General features: G+C 48.6%; 15 protein-coding genes. 8 read left to right on the top strand and 7 right to left on the bottom strand.

The annotated features are described in order from the left end of the window. Positions 1 to 100: 100 nt before the first annotated feature. Positions 101 to 2458, bottom strand: coding sequence for a phosphoribosylformylglycinamidine synthase subunit PurL (gene purL, locus NDA06_RS13250; RefSeq protein WP_190986289.1), 2358 nt, complete (start codon positions 2456 to 2458; stop codon positions 101 to 103). Between the two features lie 186 nt (positions 2459 to 2644). Next, a complete protein-coding gene (pdhA, locus tag NDA06_RS13255) occupies positions 2645 to 3679 on the bottom strand; it encodes a pyruvate dehydrogenase (acetyl-transferring) E1 component subunit alpha (RefSeq protein ID WP_190410195.1) in 1035 nt (344 codons plus the stop codon). Positions 3680 to 3848: 169 nt separating this feature from the next. Between pdhA and NDA06_RS13260 the strand changes: the two genes are divergently transcribed. From NDA06_RS13260 to NDA06_RS13285, 6 genes are all read left to right on the top strand, one after another. After that, complete coding sequence (locus NDA06_RS13260; protein ID WP_190986288.1) at positions 3849 to 6287, top strand: IMS domain-containing protein; 2439 nt, start codon at positions 3849 to 3851, stop codon at positions 6285 to 6287. An 88-nt stretch (positions 6288 to 6375) separates the two neighbouring features. Beyond that, the gene (locus NDA06_RS13265; protein WP_190986287.1) at positions 6376 to 7338 is read left to right on the top strand and encodes an AEC family transporter; all 963 of its coding nucleotides are present in this window, start codon (positions 6376 to 6378) and stop codon (positions 7336 to 7338) included. Positions 7339 to 8069: 731 nt separating this feature from the next. Continuing rightward, the gene (locus NDA06_RS13270; RefSeq protein WP_190426891.1) at positions 8070 to 9338 is read left to right on the top strand and encodes a DUF4912 domain-containing protein; all 1269 of its coding nucleotides are present in this window, start codon (positions 8070 to 8072) and stop codon (positions 9336 to 9338) included. Between the two features lie 99 nt (positions 9339 to 9437). Further along, the gene (locus tag NDA06_RS13275; RefSeq protein ID WP_190410199.1) at positions 9438 to 10007 is read left to right on the top strand and encodes a hypothetical protein; all 570 of its coding nucleotides are present in this window, start codon (positions 9438 to 9440) and stop codon (positions 10005 to 10007) included. 23 nt (positions 10008 to 10030) lie between these two features. Then, positions 10031 to 10432, top strand: a complete 402-nt coding sequence (locus NDA06_RS13280) for a DUF2358 domain-containing protein (protein WP_190524184.1) — start codon at positions 10031 to 10033, stop codon at positions 10430 to 10432. Between the two features lie 33 nt (positions 10433 to 10465). Then, positions 10466 to 11653 carry a TRC40/GET3/ArsA family transport-energizing ATPase gene (locus tag NDA06_RS13285; RefSeq protein ID WP_190426895.1) on the top strand — a complete coding sequence of 396 codons (1188 nt, stop codon included), beginning with the start codon at positions 10466 to 10468 and terminating at the stop codon, positions 11651 to 11653. Between the two features lie 148 nt (positions 11654 to 11801). On the opposite strand, the gene NDA06_RS13290 is transcribed toward NDA06_RS13285, so the two are convergent. Then, positions 11802 to 12002 carry a chlorophyll a/b-binding protein gene (locus NDA06_RS13290; protein WP_190426897.1) on the bottom strand — a complete coding sequence of 67 codons (201 nt, stop codon included), beginning with the start codon at positions 12000 to 12002 and terminating at the stop codon, positions 11802 to 11804. 30 nt (positions 12003 to 12032) lie between these two features. Then, positions 12033 to 13052 (bottom strand): succinate dehydrogenase/fumarate reductase iron-sulfur subunit, encoded by a 1020-nt coding sequence (locus NDA06_RS13295; protein ID WP_190986286.1) that lies wholly within the window; start codon positions 13050 to 13052, stop codon positions 12033 to 12035. 453 nt (positions 13053 to 13505) lie between these two features. Here NDA06_RS13295 and NDA06_RS13300 point away from each other — a divergent pair, with 453 nt between their 5' ends. Together NDA06_RS13300 and NDA06_RS13305 are read left to right on the top strand one after the other, a co-directional pair. Next, positions 13506 to 13931, top strand: a complete 426-nt coding sequence (locus tag NDA06_RS13300; RefSeq protein ID WP_190410204.1) for an AbrB family transcriptional regulator — start codon at positions 13506 to 13508, stop codon at positions 13929 to 13931. 229 nt (positions 13932 to 14160) lie between these two features. After that, on the top strand, positions 14161 to 15042 hold the full coding sequence (locus NDA06_RS13305) for a type II CAAX endopeptidase family protein (RefSeq protein ID WP_190986285.1): 882 nt from the start codon (positions 14161 to 14163) through the stop codon (positions 15040 to 15042). An 11-nt stretch (positions 15043 to 15053) separates the two neighbouring features. On the opposite strand, the gene cbiE is transcribed toward NDA06_RS13305, so the two are convergent. The 3 genes from cbiE to NDA06_RS13320 form a co-directional block, all read right to left on the bottom strand. Beyond that, on the bottom strand, positions 15054 to 16337 hold the full coding sequence (gene cbiE, locus NDA06_RS13310; RefSeq protein WP_190986284.1) for a precorrin-6y C5,15-methyltransferase (decarboxylating) subunit CbiE: 1284 nt from the start codon (positions 16335 to 16337) through the stop codon (positions 15054 to 15056). Between the two features lie 94 nt (positions 16338 to 16431). Further along, on the bottom strand, positions 16432 to 17049 hold the full coding sequence (locus NDA06_RS13315) for a cobalt-precorrin-8X methylmutase (RefSeq protein WP_190426908.1): 618 nt from the start codon (positions 17047 to 17049) through the stop codon (positions 16432 to 16434). A gap of 52 nt (positions 17050 to 17101) precedes the next feature. Further along, a complete protein-coding gene (locus tag NDA06_RS13320) occupies positions 17102 to 17887 on the bottom strand; it encodes a DUF1868 domain-containing protein (protein ID WP_190410208.1) in 786 nt (261 codons plus the stop codon). Positions 17888 to 17897: the final 10 nt, after the last annotated feature.

The following is a 17897-nucleotide window of genomic DNA, read 5'->3' on the forward strand; positions in this document are numbered from 1 at the left end:
ATCTCATAACAAAGCGTTAATGTCGCTAGCCGAAGACATAGACCAGGAATTTAGCTCTGTCTGGGTCAGCGATTTCTGGAAGTAAATTGGGGAAGGTTGGCTAAACGGTTAAACGGCGTTGGATAGCATTGTGATAAGCATCGCCCATTTTCTTAATGCTAACGTCAATCAAAGTTTGGCTTTGAGTGGTAAAAACCCGTAACTCGCTGTCCGGTTTTCCGACGCGACCCATTTGTTCCCAGCAATTTTCCAGTTGCTCCTTTAAATAGGATTCCCAAATTTCTTGATGTTCTTGCACGACAGAAACTAAAATTCGCGCTCCCCCTTCACCAAAAAGGATAGAATCCAAGCGTACAGAGGGTTCTGGAGGAAGTTTCCAGTGAATTTCGGCTCCCAAATTGCTAGCGATGCAAGCTTCCGAGAGAGCGATCGCAACTCCTCCCTCAGCACAATCGTGAGCTGAGCGAATCCAACCTTGACGAATTCCCTCGCGGCAAGCAGCTTGTACCCGACGTTCCAAATCAAAATCTACGGTGGGCGGTTTACCAGCGACAATGTCATGAATGGCTGACAAATACTCGGAAGCACCTAACGTGACTCCCTCTGGTGAATCCAAACGTTTTCCCAGTAAATAAATTAAATCTCCCTCGGCTTGCCAAGCTTGGCTGCAAACTCGTGTAATGTCAGGAATTAACCCCACCATCCCCACCACGGGCGTCGGATAAATTGGCTGGGGATTCCCGTCAGCGTCCAGGGTTTCATTGTAGAGAGACACGTTGCCGCCAGTCACCGGCGTTCCCAATTCCCGACAAGCTTCCGCGATTCCCCGACAAGCATTTGCCAGTTGCCAATAACCTATCGGCTTTTCTGGACTCCCAAAATTTAGGTTATCCGTGACTGCTAAAGGTTCGGCTCCTACACAACTAAGATTACGAGCCGCTTCTGCGACGACTGCCTTGGCTCCTTCATAGGGGTCAAGATAGACGTAACGAGCATTGCAATCGACAGTGGCAGCAACCCCCTTATTGTCCCCCTGGTTAATCGAGTAATTGGGGGAGGGTTCCAGGGGTCGTACCCTCACCACTGCGGCATCTGCGCCACCTGGAACAATCACAGTATTGTTTTGCACCTGATGGTCGTACTGACGATAAACCCAACGCTTAGAGGCAATTGTCGGAGTATCTAACAAAGTCAAGAGAATCTCATTCCAGGTGAGAGAACGACCTTGAATTTCAATGCCTGCGCTGGTACAAGTCGGAAGGCGATCGCTTGTCCACTCCCAAGCTACACGCGCATACTCTGGCGCTTCGGTCAACAATTCTCGGTGATAAATGGGCGTATTATCTGCCAAAGCCGTTGCTGGGATTTCTGCCGCCACGCCGCCTTGGAACAAAATCCGCACAATTGGCTGCTCAATCACAGTGCCTGCAACGACAGCTTGTAGACCCCAGCGGTGGAAAATATCAATTAACTCCTGTTCGCGCCCCTTGTAAGCAACAAACAGCATCCGTTCCTGAGATTCGGATAGTAAATATTCATAAGGCACCATCCCTGTTTCCCGCACGGGAATTTTGTCTAAATCCAGTTCAATCCCAACGCCACCTTTAGCCGCCATTTCTGATGTGGAACAGGTAATGCCTGCTGCACCCATATCTTGCGCGGCAGCAACAGCACCCGTTTTAAATGCTTCTAAGCAAGCTTCAATGAGGGATTTTTCTAGGAAAGGGTCGCCCACTTGTACCGCTGGACGGTCATCCATCGACTCATCGCTGAGTTCCGCACTCGCAAAACTCGCCCCGCCCATGCCATCTCGCCCAGTCGTAGAACCCACATACAGCACTGGATTTCCAATCCCTACGGCTCCAGATGTAACAATTTCCGTAGTTTCCATCAATCCCAGTGCCATGACATTTACCAGGGGATTGCCCGAATAAGCTGGATCGAAATAAACTTCACCGCCCACAGTGGGGACTCCCACACAATTGCCATAATGGGAGATTCCCGACACCACACCATTGAACAGTCGCCGCGTCTTGGCATCTTCCAGAGAACCAAAGCGGAGGGAATTTAACAAGGCGATGGGACGCGCACCCATTGTAAAGATATCCCGGAGAATCCCGCCGACTCCCGTTGCAGCCCCTTGAAACGGTTCAACTGCTGAGGGGTGATTGTGAGATTCGATTTTAAATGCGAGTTGCAGTCCGTCGCCCAAGTCTACAACACCAGCATTTTCTCCTGGCCCGACGAGAATGCGATCGCCTTCTGTCGGAAACTGCTTCAGTAGCGGTCGCGAGTTCTTGTAGCAGCAATGCTCCGACCACATGACGCCGAACATCCCTAACTCAGCTTTATTCGGATGACGCCCTAGCCGTTGGACAATGTCTTCGTATTCTTCTGGTTTTATACCTTCTGCGGCAATTTCTTCGGGGGTAAACGGAGCGGATGAGATTGTAGACATGGAACCCTTGCACGAACGGCACAGGGTTAATTGTATCGATATTTCCCCGCTACTTATGCGGTAAATGTGCTTGTAACTTTAACGGATATAAAATTGTGTCAATTTTAAAGAGTTTTAAAACGCATCTAAAAAAATAGAGTAGGCATCGCCTACTCTATTTTTGACTACCGTTATTAACGCTAACTGTTAATCATCACCGGCAAAAATATAACGGTACAGTTCGCTAGGATCGGGTTCTGGGCTTTCCTCGGCAAACTTCACCGCATCGTCGATGACGGCTTGGATTTTCCGGTCAATTTCTTTGAGTTCTTCTTGGTCTACCAGATTGTGTTCTACAAGATGAGCAGCCAACTTTTTGATTGGATCGCGGGCGAACCAATATTCCTTCTCATTTTTAGAACGAAGTTCGTCAGGGTCAGCGAGAGAGTGACCTCGGAAGCGATAGGTTAGGGCTTCAATCAAGGTTGGCCCTTCACCCGCACGGGCACGCGCGATCGCTTCCTGGGCGACTGCACGAACTGCTAACACGTCCATCCCATCAACCTCAACACCTGCCATACCAAAGGCATGAGCTTTCTTGAAAATTTCTGGTACAGAAGTTGCCCGTTCGTGCGCCATACCAATTGCCCACTTGTTGTTTTCCACAACATACAAAATTGGCAGTTTCCACAGCGCCGCCATATTCAAGCATTCAAAAAATTGACCGTTATTCGCTGCACCGTCGCCGAAAAAGCAGGCGGTTACTTGATCGGAACCGGCATCTCCCAAGGCTTCGCGGCGGTACTTACTGGCAAAAGCCGCACCCGTAGCAACAGGAATCCCTTCAGCCACAAAAGCATAACCTCCCAGCAGTTTATGCTCCGAGGAAAACATATGCATCGAGCCGCCGCGCCCTTTACTACAGCCGGTTGCCTTACCAAACAACTCAGCCATTACCTCTTTTGCAGGCACCCCAGCACTCAGAGCATGAACGTGGTCGCGGTAGGTGCTGGAAACATAATCCTCATCTTGGCGCATTGCCTTGATGACGCCAGTTGACACAGCCTCTTGACCGTTATATAGGTGGACAAAACCAAACATTTTGCCCCGGTAGTACATCTCGGCGCACTTATCTTCAAAAAACCGCCCCAAGACCATGTCCTCGTAAAGGATCAATCCTTCTTCTTTGGTGATTTGGGTTTGATCGGCGTGAAAGACGGGTAAAATGCGTTCCTGAACCATTGATTTAAGGGATAAACTTGACGTGATTGGTTGAACGGCGGTTTTTATCTACCAAGATAAGCTTCTACTATAGAAGCTAGGGGGTATAATTATCGCACCTATTCTATCGTTTATGTTCGCTCGTACAGATACAGATTAATTTAGTTGCCTGGGGCTGAGGAAGTAGACTGTGAGAATTCCGCTCGATTACTACCGGATTCTGGGCCTGCCGATTCAGGCTACGGCTGAGCAGTTGCAGCAAGCGTATCGCGATCGCGCTCTGCAACTTCCTCGACGAGAGTATTCAGAAATCACGATCGCCGCCCGAAAACAACTGCTAGACGAAGCTTATGCGATTCTGTGCGATTCAGAACAGCGTTCCGCTTACGACGCTACATTTCTGACAAAAACATACGACCTGGATTCAGAATCAGGAACAGCAACTCGTCAGGAAGGAAACGGTACAGCAGACGCCGACCTTGACCCTTATACGCCCAGCATCGAAATTCAAGATGAGCAATTCGTTGGGGCATTGCTGATCTTACAGGAGCTAGGAGAATACGAACTGGTGCTGAAGCTGGGACGTCCCTTCCTCAGCCGTGCTAGCACCAGTATCGAAAAGGGTCGTTTGGGCAACCCTCAGCTAGTGCAACCAGATATTGTGTTGACGCTGGCATTGGCGTGTCTGGAACTAGGCCGAGAGCAATGGCAGCAAGGTCAATATGAAAACGCCGCCACCTCCCTAGAGACGGGTCAAGAATTACTATTGAGAGAAGGTATCTTTGCCAGCCTGCGGGGTGAAATTCAGGCGGATCTTTACAAGCTTCGCCCGTACCGAATTTTGGAATTACTCGCGAGTAGTGAAGACAAAGTAACCGAACGCCGTAAAGGATTGCAGCATTTGCAAGAAATGTTGCAAGAACGCGGCGGCATTGATGGCACCGGAGACGATCAATCGGGACTGAACATTGATGACTTTCTCCGCTTCATTCAGCAGCTGCGGAGCTACTTGACCTCCGCCGAACAGCAGAATCTCTTTGAAGCAGAAGCGCGTCGTCCCTCGGCAGTGGCTACCTATTTAGCGGTTTATGCTTTACTAGGTCGCGGGTTTGCCCAACGACAGCCGGGTCTAATTAGACAAGCTAAGCAGATGCTGATGCGCTTAGGCAAGCGTCAGGATGTGCATTTGGAACAGGCGGTGTGCGCTCTCCTTCTCGGTCAGACGGAAGAAGCCAGTCGAGCCTTGGAACTCAGCCAAGAGTACGAACCCCTCGCCTTCATTCGAGAACATTCTCAGGGTGCCCCAGACTTGTTACCTGGGTTGTGTTTGTACGGGGAGCGTTGGTTGCAAGCAGAAGTGTTTCCCCACTTCCGAGATTTGGCATCGGTGCGAGCTTCCTTGAAGGATTACTTTGCCGATGACCAGGTTCAGGCTTACTTAGAAGAATTGCCAGTAGAGGAAGATACAACCAATGAGTGGGCGGTATTGCCGACTCAGCAAGTATCTTATGCTGCGACTCCCGTCTCGCGAGGGACAAGTGACTCCCCAGGATTTCGCAGACCGGAGAGTGTGGTATCTCGTTCCAGTTCGCGGAACGGCAGTGGAGAGAATGGGGGCAGAGTGAGCGATACGGCATCGCCCAATGCGCCCTCGCGTCCCACGGCTGAAGAAAGTTCGTCGCGCGATCGCCTTCAACAATTGGTGGAACAGCAATCTGGTGCGGCTCATCGAACGGCGACCATGACCGCTACAATCGATCGCCCGCAAACAGGGGGAGGATCGAATTTACCGGCGGCAGAACGAGTTTCTCGGTCTCCAGAACCAGAAGGCAACGATCCGGGCCTGCCTGGGGATTCTGCCTCGAAGCGTCAGCGCCGCCGAGGGAATTCACTGGAACAAAATGAACAACCACGGGCAACAATCGCGAGTCGGTTGCGGAGACCAGATTCTGTGTCCAAGGCATCCCCCACAGGAGGAGATGTATCAGCTCGTCGTTCAGGCGGTCGTCTTCAACGTTCTACAGCTTCCTTGCGCTCGGCAAAAACTGGACGGCTTCTTTTACTGGGACTTGCCGGGATTCTCAGTTTGGGAGTCTTGCTAATGCTAGCGACCGCTGCTTTCAGTTGGCTCCAGAGAAGTTTCTCAGGCCCGCTCTTAGAAGGAGAGCAACCAATGGTACAGCTAGCTGCTCCTCCAGTACCCATTCCCGAACCAGGCAGTAAACTACTGAGTCCATCTGGCCCTCTAACCCAGGAAACAGCTCGACAATTGGTTCAGATTTGGCTTGCTAGTAAAGCCGATGCCTTAGGTGAAGAGCATACCGTCGAAAAATTACAGCAAATCCTTGCCGATCCCGCTTTATCTCGTTGGCAAAAACGTTCTCAAAGCACAAAGAACAGTAACTCGTACTGGAAGTACAGGCACAAGGTCGAGGTAAAATCTGTTGAAATGAGCGATCGCAATCCCGATCGCGCCAAAGTGGATGCACAGGTGAATGAAGCCGCAGATTTCTATAAAGCAGGTAAGCTCAATCAAGCTTCTTCCTATGATGAAAGCCTGCGCGTGCGTTATGACCTGGTACGCAAAGATGGTCAGTGGCTGATCCAGGACATGAAGGTTCTGAGGTAGTCATTGGGGATTAGTCATGAGTCGGCTCGTCATTAGGCGACCGATTGTTAACGCTTGACCGTGGCTGATAACCAGTGGCTAATAACGAATGACCGAAACCTTATTTCATGCCTATACCCCCATCATCCTGTGGACGGCACTCGGTTTTATACTCTTTAGATTTATCCCTAATTCCTTACCCAGGTTGCTGGGTCGCGGTCTTTATTGGGTTGGGGTGCCGCTACAAATTCTGACGCTGGCTCGTCAGGCAAACTTATCGGAAAATGCTGGAGTGGTTCCGCTGCTTGCCATAGGAGCTTTGGCGGTCGGTTTGACCTTTGCATGGCTAAGTTTGCAGGTCTGGAAACGGTTCAGCCGTGAAAATGGCGACAGTAAAAAGTCTTCTGTCCTGCCTTTCTTAGACCGACCTCACTGTGGGAGTTTCATCCTGTCTGCCATGCTGGGCAATACAGGTTTTGTGGGGTTAGCGATCGCTCCTTCTTTGATTAGCGCTCAAGCTGTGGGTTTAGCCGTCTTCTACAGCGTCACGAATAACATCATTGGTACCTATGGAATTGGTGTCTTTATCGCCAGCTACTTTGGGCGACCCGCAAAGCGAAATCATTGGTGGATTCAACTTCGAGATATCTTGACCGTTCCTGCCTTGTGGACATTTAGTTTCGGATACCTCACTCGCTCGGTTGAACTGCCGACTCTACTAGAATCAGGACTGCAAGCTTCTGTAGGGTTTGTCATTGCTAGCTCCTTTGTGCTAATGGGGATACGGCTCGCTCAGCTGCAAGGATGGAAGAGTTTTCGGGTTGCCTTACTCCCTGCCCTGGTGAAAGTTGTGGTGATGCCAGGACTGGTGGGTATTGCAGCCACCCTAATTGGTTTATCGGGCGATGCCCGCTTGGCAATGGTTCTCATGGCAGGTGTGCCCACTGCCTTTGCGAGTTTGATCCTGGCGGAGGAGTACGATCTCGACCCAGATTTAGCCGCCAGCAGTATTGTCCTAAGTATCGGACTGCTACTGTTGATGATTCCGGTTTGGCTGCTTGTATATGGTTAATCCGAAAACGCCAATACAGGAGTTCTCGTTTCTGCCTCATTAATCTAGCTTTCTTGCTGATTACCAAAAGTTGAGCCTCTGAAGAAAGCGTTCCCAAGGCAGGGGACCTTAAGAATGAGACCAATCTCTCTTTGCCTCTAATGATTGGGGAAGGATTGGGGCAAGGACAGATTTCAACGATTGCCCCAAAAAAGTGAATGGGTTTCGCTTATTTTGTCAAGATTATCTGACATTGTAGATCTGCATGGGAACGTTTCCGACAAATTGACAAGTTACGGCGATCCCAATCCGTTTGCAATGTCAAAATCTCATGACAATTCGATCCCCAAGTCCCTTATAACTTCGTAGATATACCTATAATCGGCTGAAACACCCCTTGACCTAACCCGGTATTTTTCTGCAACATGAAATTAACAAAGCGATCCCGCGATCCCAAAGAAATGCTCTAATCAGCAAATTTCTAAAATCCTGGGCGCTCAGTTAGATTCTCAATCCAGCCAAGAAAGCCAGTCAGTCTTCTTGGCGTCACAAAAGCAGCCCCTATTCAAGACTGACACCGGCTCATTCAAGACCGCAGCTAACCATTGAGACGTTACGGATTTCAGAAAGGGGATAACATGGCACAACTTTCCGAAGTTGAAGAGATGCGAAATAGCATTTTGTGCTGCTTTGCTAGTCAGTCTCTAGAGAAGTAACCTAACTGCCGCCCAAACTACCGGAGACTATTTGTTATGGCAAAAGAACGCCCACCATTGGAAGAGATGACATTAAGGCAACTCCGTAAAGTTGCTAGCGAATGCAGCATCTCTCGATACAGCAGAATGCGTAAAGAGCAACTGCTAACAGCAATTAAAGAAGTTCAACGCACCAAGATTTCTCTCGGTTCAACTCGTATAGTGGAGGCGCAAGAAGAAGTGGAAGCAGCAAAATTTGAACTGGGACAGGAAGATCGCACAGGTGGAACCCTTGCATCCGTAGATGAAGGTCTAGGGGATCTTCCGGGTGGCTACGGTGAAAGCCGGGTTGTCCTGATGCCTCGCGACCCCCAATGGGCATACACCTACTGGGATATCCCCAACGATCATAAAGAAGATTTACGCCGTCAGGGAGGACAACAACTCGCGCTGCGACTCTATGATGTCACCGACGTGAATCTGGAATATCAAAGCCCTCACAGCATTCAGGAATATCCTTGCGATGAGCTAGCGCGGGAATGGTATTTGCCGATGCCCGTGAGCGATCGCGACTATGCTGTAGACATCGGCTACCGTTGTGCTGATGGTCGCTGGCTCGTCTTAGCTCGTTCCGCTCCCGTCCGCGTTCCTCCCGTTTATCCTTCAGATTGGATTGAAGACCAATTCATCACCGTTGCTTGGGAAGAAGACCTACGCGGCAAGACTTTCCTCGAACTGGTTCCCCCTGCCAAGAAAATGGCAATGGCTGGCTACGGTAGTGTAGCCACAGGTGGCAATCCTATTTACGACGAAATCTTCGGCATGGCTCAGACCGTCGAAGCTCAACGGGTAGCCGGTTCGTTGTTTGGCTCCATGCAGCAAGTACCTGGTTCGATGCAGTCAGTGTCCCTTGCCGAACAAGCTCTGAGTTCCTACGTCTTCCCCTCTGGCGTTGGGATGTGGGCAGTTCCTACCGTATCTGGTCTTACCATGTCTGGTGTGGGAATGTCCGGCGCTGGCTTCTCAGGTTCCGGCATCCCGATGCGTCCTCGCCAGTTCTGGTTGGTTGCCGATGCTGAACTCATTGTTTACGGTGCTACTGAGCCAGATGCTACAGTCACAATTGGCGGTCGTCCCATCAAGCTGAATCCAGATGGCACCTTCCGCTTCCAGATGTCCTTCCAAGATGGTCTGATTGACTACCCAATTATGGCAGTGGCGGCTGATGGCGAGCAAACTCGGTCGATTCACATGAAGTTTAACCGCGAAACGCCATCGCGCAATACCAACACCAAAGAAGACGCTGTTGAGGAATGGCTCTCTTGAAAAGATGAAGGATGAGGAATAAATTCCTCCTTCTGTCCTCAATCTTCTGTCTTTTGAAGTTTCCCCCGGCTAAGGCTGGGGGTTTATTATTTGGAAATTATGAAACCTGAAGACATTACCAAAACCCTTACAGAACTATTTGATGCCGCAGCGATTGAAGCAACTGCCCCCGGCTTGTGGCAAGTAGAAACGACTCAGATGCGTCTGTTGGTGCTGCTTTCCGATGACAGTTCTTGGCTGCGAGTTCTCTTACCGATTGCACCCGCTCAAGAAGCCCAACCGTTTGTAGAACAGCTGCTGGAAGCCAACTTTGATGACACTCAGGAGACTCGTTACGCCCTGAATCAGGGAGTGCTATGGGGTGTATTTCAGCACAATCTTGAGACTTTAAATGTAGAGGATTTTTCAGGAGCGATCGCGCGACTCATTTCTCTGCATCAGACAGGTTTATCTGACTGCTTTAATCAGCTCGTTGAAAGTCGAATTAGTCAAATTATCCTGGCTGCCAAGCAGCAAGGACAATCCCTCGAAGCCACACTCCAAACCCTCGATCGGTTCTATGAAGAAGGTCTCATGGGCGATTTGGATCTGCCTCCAGAGGCTCGTGAAGAAGTGCTGGCAGCATGGCGGCGTCAGCTAGAACGCCTCTGGACTGAAATCGAACCGTAGCTTCTTGTCACCCTCTAAGTCTTATGGACATCATTCAAATCCTCAAAGACGACTACCAAAGATTTCCAGAAAACCAAACCTACAGCATCTATGCAGAAGACGTTTTTTTCAAAGATCCGCTGAACAAATTTAATGGTCTTGAGCGTTACAAACTCATGATTGGCTTTATCAAAACCTGGTTTATGAACGTCAAGATGGATTTACATGACATTCGCAAATCCGGAGATACAATCCAACTTGAGTGGACTTTGAGCTGGAATACCCCTCTGCCGTGGAAACCTCGTATCGCCATCCCAGGCTGGAGTGAGTTGAAACTCAACACTGATGGAATGATTGCTTCCCATATCGACTACTGGAAATGTTCGCGTTTTGATGTGTTGAAACAACATTTGTTACCCTTAAAACAGGGAAAAAATAATAAGTAACGTAAACAATTCTCAGATAGGAAAAAAGCATTCATGCGCGTAATTTTGATGACCGGCAAGGGTGGCGTTGGCAAAACTTCTGTAGCCGCCGCTACTGGCTTGCGTTGTGCCGAACTCGGTTACAAAACCCTTGTTTTAAGTACCGATCCCGCTCACTCTCTCGCCGACAGTTTTGACTTGGAACTGGGGCACGATCCGCGACAGGTTCGTCCAAACTTGTGGGGGGCTGAATTAGATGCTCTGATGGAATTAGAAGGCAACTGGGGCGCAGTTAAGCGTTATATTACCCAAGTTTTGCAGGCAAGAGGCTTGGAAGGCGTACAAGCGGAAGAATTAGCAATTCTTCCCGGCATGGATGAAATTTTCGGTTTGGTACGCATGAAGCGCCACTACGATGAAGGCGAGTTTGACGTTTTAATTATTGACTCAGCTCCTACTGGTACGGCTCTAAGATTGCTCAGTCTACCGGAAGTCGGCGGCTGGTATATGAGACGTTTTTACAAGCCGTTACAGGGGATATCAGTAGCGCTCAGACCTCTAGTTGAACCGATCTTCAGACCAATTGCCGGTTTTTCCTTGCCCGATAAAGAGGTAATGGACGCTCCCTTTGAATTCTACGAGCAGATTGAAGCTTTAGAAAAAGTATTGAGTGACAATACTCAGACTTCGGTGCGCCTCGTCACCAATCCCGAAAAAATGGTGATTAAAGAGTCTCTCCGCGCCCATGCTTATTTAAGTTTATACAATGTTGCTACGGATTTAGTGGTGGCAAATCGGATTATCCCCGATCAAGTGACCGACCCTTTCTTTCAACGTTGGAAAGAAAGCCAGCAGCAATATCGGCAGGAAATTCACGAAAACTTCCATCCCTTACCAGTCAAGGAAGTTCCGCTTTACTCAGAAGAAATGTGTGGGTTAGAGGCTTTAGAACGGTTAAAGGAAACGCTCTATAAAGATGAAGATCCCACTCAGGTGTATTACAAGGAAACTACTCTGAGGGTTGTGCAAGACCAAAATAACTACAGCTTAGAACTTTACTTGCCCGGTATTGCCAAAGATAATATCCAACTAAGTAAAACCGGCGATGAATTAAACATTACGATAGGCAATCACCGCCGCAATTTGGTGTTACCGCAAGCCTTGGCAGCCCTGCAACCGGCTGGAGCAAAGATGGAGGATGATTATCTTAAAATCCGGTTTAGCACTCCGGTTCAGGTGTAGCCAGTTAATTTGGGTAGATATTAAGGCAGAATCTAGATGCGTAGGGGCGTGTTTATACCATGCCCCTACGGATGGAATTAGCAACTCACAAATCCACGCCCCTACGGATGGAATTGGCGGTTAACCAATCCATGTCTTTAAGTGCGGATTAGCGCAAACCCAGCCAGGTAAAAAAATCCTGATGGGTGAAAAATTCCAGCACCAATAAAGCAACAAACCCTACCATTGCGAATCGTCCGTTGATTTGCTCGGAGTAGAGCGTCCAGCCGAAAGCAGGCTCTGGTTGGTTGTAATTTTCTGCGGGTGTTTCTATGGGTGATTGTTCTGGGGAAGTTGTTTCAGGATTCATTGTTTTTACTTCAATCGTGATTCAATATGATTAAGACTCAAGGCTTTGGACAGATTCAATGAGCGATCGCACTACCTCAGCCCCAGCAGACGGCTCAAACCCCAAAGGAAACTTACCGCGAGCCAGCATTCTTAATCCGAGTGGTCCCAGGCTAATCATCCCCTTGATGTCTCTAAAAGAATTTCCCACGACTTGTAAACCAAACCGACGTTCATCAATCCAACCACCTTCCTTCACTAGATCAATTAATACTTTCCGGTGACGGATTGAACGACTGGCTTGCTCGTCCTTGCGGTCGAGAATTTGCTGTTTAATTTTGCCGATTTGATCCATTGGTGCCACATCCATCGGACAAACCGTATTACACATAAAACAGCGGGTACAACCCCAGACGCCTTTGGTGCCTTCGTTGTAATTTTCCAAACGGGATTCTATTTCGGCGTCACGAGAATCCGCTACCATTCGATAAGCCTTTGCAAGGGCGTGAGGTCCTACAAAATCCGAATTAACCTCACGGGCGTTGCATTCAGAATAGCAGGCACCACACAATATACAATTGCCTGTTTGATTAAGGCGATCGCGTTCTTCGGGTGTTTGTAAAAACTCTCGTTCCGGTATAGGATTTGCCCCCGTACTCACATAGGGTTCAACTACTTCAAGATGATCCCAAAAACTACGCATATCCACCACCAAATCTTTAATGACCGGCATATTGCCCATTGGTGCAATAGTAATTTCTGGGATGGCATCTAAAGGTTTTTGCGGGGCATCTGAAAGGGTAGCACTCGCTGCTATCTGTTGCAGCCTTTGCACTTCACTGCCAATATTTTCCTTACACGCCAAAGCGGAACGACCGTTGATTCGCATTCCACAACTGCCGCAAATTGTGTTGCGACAATTCTTGCGAAAAGCTAAACTTCCATCCTGCTCCCACTTAATAAGATTTAGGCAGTCCAGAATTGTGTTACCAGGATCGACATCCAACGTGTAAGTCTGTACTACAGGAGAGGAATTTTGCTCCTGCCGGATGACCTTAAAAAGGACTTGCATGCTTCAAAGCTCTTCATTGCTCTTAACTTCTAGTCTAAAGCTGAATTTAGGATCTGTAGACAAATACAAGCTTTGTTTGGCATGACTAGACTAATGGGTGTAGCTGATTTTTAGATGCCGAAGGCTTGAAGGATAAAACAGACAGCTCTCCTGTCTTCCCCTCCAAAAGATAGATTTTCAGAAGTAAATACTTTACACTTTATACTTTAAACTTTACAAAATCTCTAGTCTCTAGTCTCTAGTCTGTCCTTTAACCATCTGCTATCTGGTAGTAAGAACCTCAACTTTTACCCAATTACGCAATTTTGCTGCAATCTAAGAATTTGGAGGATGCTCTTGTAAATATCCTTGTGAAAGTTGAGTGATTTAACGATATATTTTTTTAGTCAGCCAAATATTGGCATTAGACACTCTTTACTATACTGTAGATTGAAGTGTATTTTGCATATAGCGATGAGTGAAACCGCAACAGCTCCATTGACAGGGAAAGCACTGCTTCAAAAAGTAAAAGAGCTTTCACACTTACCACGGCGAGAAACAGCAAAACGCTGTGGCTATTACACCGTAACAAAGAACAACCAGACTCGCGTCAACTTAACAGACTTTTATGACGCAGTTTTAGGCGCGAAAGGTGTTCCCCTCGATCCAGAAGGAACAAAAGATGGTCGGGGTCGCGAACCAACCTATCGTGTAAGCGTACACAAAAATGGTCAAATTGTTATTGGTGCAACTTACACTGAGGCAATGGGATTAAAGCCTGGTGATGAGTTTGAAATTAAGCTGGGTTACAAGCATATTCACCTAATTCAGGTGGATGGCGGCAGTAAGACTGGAGACGATACCAGTGATGAAAGCGAAAGTGAGGAGGCGACTGCATGATAAGCGGTAATGCTTTCTGATAAGGCGTTGCTTCTAACAAATTTATCGGGAAATTTGAAAGAACCAACTGCCTCTCCTTTCAAGGGAGCATCCTAGGGAAAGCAAATACATCTTTTGTGGACTAGACATAAAAGCTGCGGGGGTTCATGCTTACCCCCAGCGGTAAATAAGGCAGTTTTTTCCCAAACTTGAGGTGTTACGCTTGAGCCAATGAAAGCTGTCTTTAACAATGCCTATTTTTGAACGAGCCGATTGGTGGCTGGTATCACTTCCACAAACTCCTGCTGTGTTGAAGGCGATCGCTTTCTTCATTGTCTGGTTAGTTCTTTGGTTGCCAGTTGCGATTCCTTTGGCAGCAGTGCTGAAATGGCGACCCTTTCACCCCTTGGCTGTAGAGCAAAAGCTTCCTTTATTAGCTTCGCTCTATTTAATTGCCCCTGCGATCGTCTGGGGTGCCGCTTGGGTGGAGGGGGCTTTTTTTTCGGATTATGGGTTGGACTGGAAAGCTTCAATATTCATTTCACTAGGACAAGGCTTCGCTTTAGGGGTGCTAAGTCTGCTAGTGGTGTTTGGCATCCAAAAAGCGTTGGGCTGGATCGAGTGGCGATCTCAAGAGAATCCCCTCCCTGAAGATACACAGAACCCACCGCAAAATCTGTGGTCGGTAGTCGGATCTGTCTTACTCCCAACATTGTTATTGGGATTATTGATTAGTGGAATTGAAGAGTTAATTTTTCGGGGATTTCTGCTTACGGAACTCCAGCAAGATTATTCAACTTGGGTAGCGGCGGCAGTTTCTAGCTTAATTTTTGCGCTGCTTCATTTGGTTTGGGAACAGCAGGAAACATTGCCTCAGCTACCGGGATTATGGCTGATGGGGATGGTATTAGTGCTGGCTCGTGTCTGTGATGATGGGAATCTAGGCTTGGCATGGGGACTTCATGCAGGATGGATTTGGGCGATCGCAAGTTTGGATACGACGAGAGTGATTCGCTACACTGGCATGGTTCCGGCTTGGGTAACTGGTTTGGGAGAAAAGCCTCTGGCGGGTGCGGCGGGAATTTTTTGTCTGCTGGGAACTGGGATTTTAATCTGGCAAATTTATCTTTAAAATGAGCATCTTTAAAATGAGCGATTTGCTGCCAGAATCGTGACCGGATTCAGCGGGGAAAACCGAGTCAGCGATCCCACCGGCACAGAACGCGATAACTGCACTTGCAACAAGTGATAATCCCATTGCTGACGCGATAACCAACTCAAAGCCTCATTCAGGTGTTCTAGTGTGGCGAGTGCCAGTACCAAGCGCCCTGAAGCCGTTAAATGCGAATTGCAGGTATCGAGAATTTCAGTTAAATTGCCGCCGCTACCGCCAATAAAGATGCGGTTAGGTGCAGGGAGGCTGTACAAAGCTTCTGGGGCGCTGCCATGAATAGAAATCACATTTTCTACTTGGAAGCGATCGCAGTTCTGCTGAATTAACATCGTGCCAGCAGCCGTTTTCTCAATCGCATAGACGCGAGAAGTGGGGAATAAACGGGCAATTTCAATCGAAACTGAGCCAGTACCTGCCCCAATATCCCAAATAATTTGTCCCGGCTGTAGCGCCAGTTCTCCCAGTACAAGAACCCGCACTTCCCGCTTCGTCATCAAGCCAGGGCGATCGCTAAAACTCAAGAAACTCCCATCCGGGACTCCCAGCATCGGCAGGGCATCCAGATTCGGTAGGAATGCGTCCCCACTCTTACTCCCTGAATCAGAGGGACGTAGCAAGACAACAACATTCAAAGAAGCAAAATCTTGCTCTTGTAGAGCCGTAATTAATTGTCTTCCGACACAGGGAAAAGACCGAACTCGCTCATCGGCACCGCCTAAATTTTCACAAACCCAGAACTCATAAGTGCTAGGTAAATCTAAAGCGAGTAACAGACGAGCGATCGCTTCCGGCGTATTTTGAGTATCGGTTAATACAGCAATCTTCTCAATGCCCTGTTGCAGCGCTTGGGTTAACTCATCCAGCGATCGCCCGTGGGCGCTGATGACACGCGCATCCTGCCAGGGAACCTTAATCCGGTTAAAAGCCAGCTGAACCGAACTCAGATGCGGATGAAACGTTAATTCTGCTGAGGGTAGTTGTGCCACCAACAGCCGTCCTAGTCCAAAAAAGAGGGGATCGCCACTCACCAATACGACAATGCCGCCAGAACCCGCAGACAGGCGATCGCGAATTTCCACAACTACCTTTGTCAAGTCACCCAGAATCAAACGTTGGGCTGAGGAATTGGGAAAGTAAGAGAGATGGCGATCGCTCCCAATTAACAGCGTCGCTTGCTCTACAATCTCCCGCACACCATGACTCAGCCCATCTGCACCATCCAAGCCAATTCCAACAACGTGTACCAGTGTCATGAATAGCGGCTGAATGCACCCGATGGCGGAAAGTCGCTGCGATACCGACTCAACGCAAATCGGTTTTTCGTGACCCTAAATAGGCAGCGAATCCCTAACATTCCTCTGCCTCCCAAGCCAACAGAAGTAAAGCATTCACAATCGCAGCGGTAATCGGTGAACCGCCCTTGCGCCCCTCAATCCGAATTTGGGGTACGGGCGTCTTTTCTAGTACCGCTTTAGACTCTACGACGGAGATAAATCCAACGGGTGCGCCAATCACTAAAGCCGGTTGAATGGGTGCCGAGGGTAACTCTGCACACAAAGCCAGCAGAGCAGTGGGAGCATTACCAATCGCATAAATTGCCTCTGGAAATTCTTGCCAACATTTTAGTAAGCCGGTTTCCGTGCGCGTCTTGCCAGGAAGAGCAACGCTTGCTTGTTCCACAGCGGCAACCAGGGGATTGTTAAAGGTTTGCGCCACCATTCCCGCCACTCCCTGTTTGACCATGCCAACGTCTGTAACAATCGGCACACGACGCCGCAAGGCAGCGATCGCGCTTTCAATCGCCCCCTCACTAAATCGAATTAATTGGGCAAATTCAAAATCAGCGGTGCTGTGGATGGCTCGACGTACAATTGCGTACTCGGAGGGGCTAAAGCGGTGTTCGCCAATTTCTCGATCGATGAGAGCAAAACTTTGCTGGAGGATGGGATGAATGGGTAAGCTCATAAATCAGGAGTCAGCTAATAGCGATTTGTAAGCCGCTATTAGCCGATTGTTTTTAAAAAGTTAAAACGGGCCAATCAGGTTCCCGATAATACCGGGTCATATCGTCAAATTTTCGCAATTGCGCTTGGTGTGTCCAAATTTCTGGAGAATTTTCCAACCATTGGTTGTTAATTTGAGAAAGTTTTTCACACAAGCGAGCGCGGTTCAAATCTGGTGAAATATCGCCAAAATAGCCCAGCGTCACATGGGCAGTAAAACGATATTGCTGTTCAATCCCCAACTCTATCAAACTCCGACTTTGATAGATAAACCGGCGAAACTTCAACATTCGCTCGTAAGTGCCTTCGTCTTTGGGGACTAAACAAACCGCGACTGCACGGGGCATTACCATCAACCCCAGCAACTGCCAAAGCATCGGATTGCCGCCAGTGAGAGATGGCTGGGACTGCTCGAAAATTTGAGCAATGCGATCGCGCAGTTGTTCTTCAAACTCCGGATTCTCACTCGTGGTGTGCCGATAAGCACTGTCCCAAATCAAATCTGCTAAGGTCACATGAAAACTCTCAGCAGGGACTGGCACAATAAAACCAGGATCTAGCTGCTGTAGGAGTTGCTCTTGGCACGCTTTCAAGCTTTCGTAAAACGTCGCATTCTCGGATTCTTCTCCCGCAGGTGGCGTGATCGCCGAATAGCCAGGGAAAGGCACGGCTTGTCTTGTCCCTGACGGGGAGGGCTTAAACTTCGGAGACTCCTGTATATGCTGTACTTGGGACTCGTAGGTTGCAGGTAGTGTTAGCCGTGCTACCCGATTTAAATAAGTGTGATAAGTCTCGTCCAATCTTAATAGC

This window comes from Trichocoleus sp. ST-U1, from assembly GCF_039961835.1.
Lineage (GTDB): Bacteria > Cyanobacteriota > Cyanobacteriia > Cyanobacteriales > FACHB-T130 > FACHB-T130.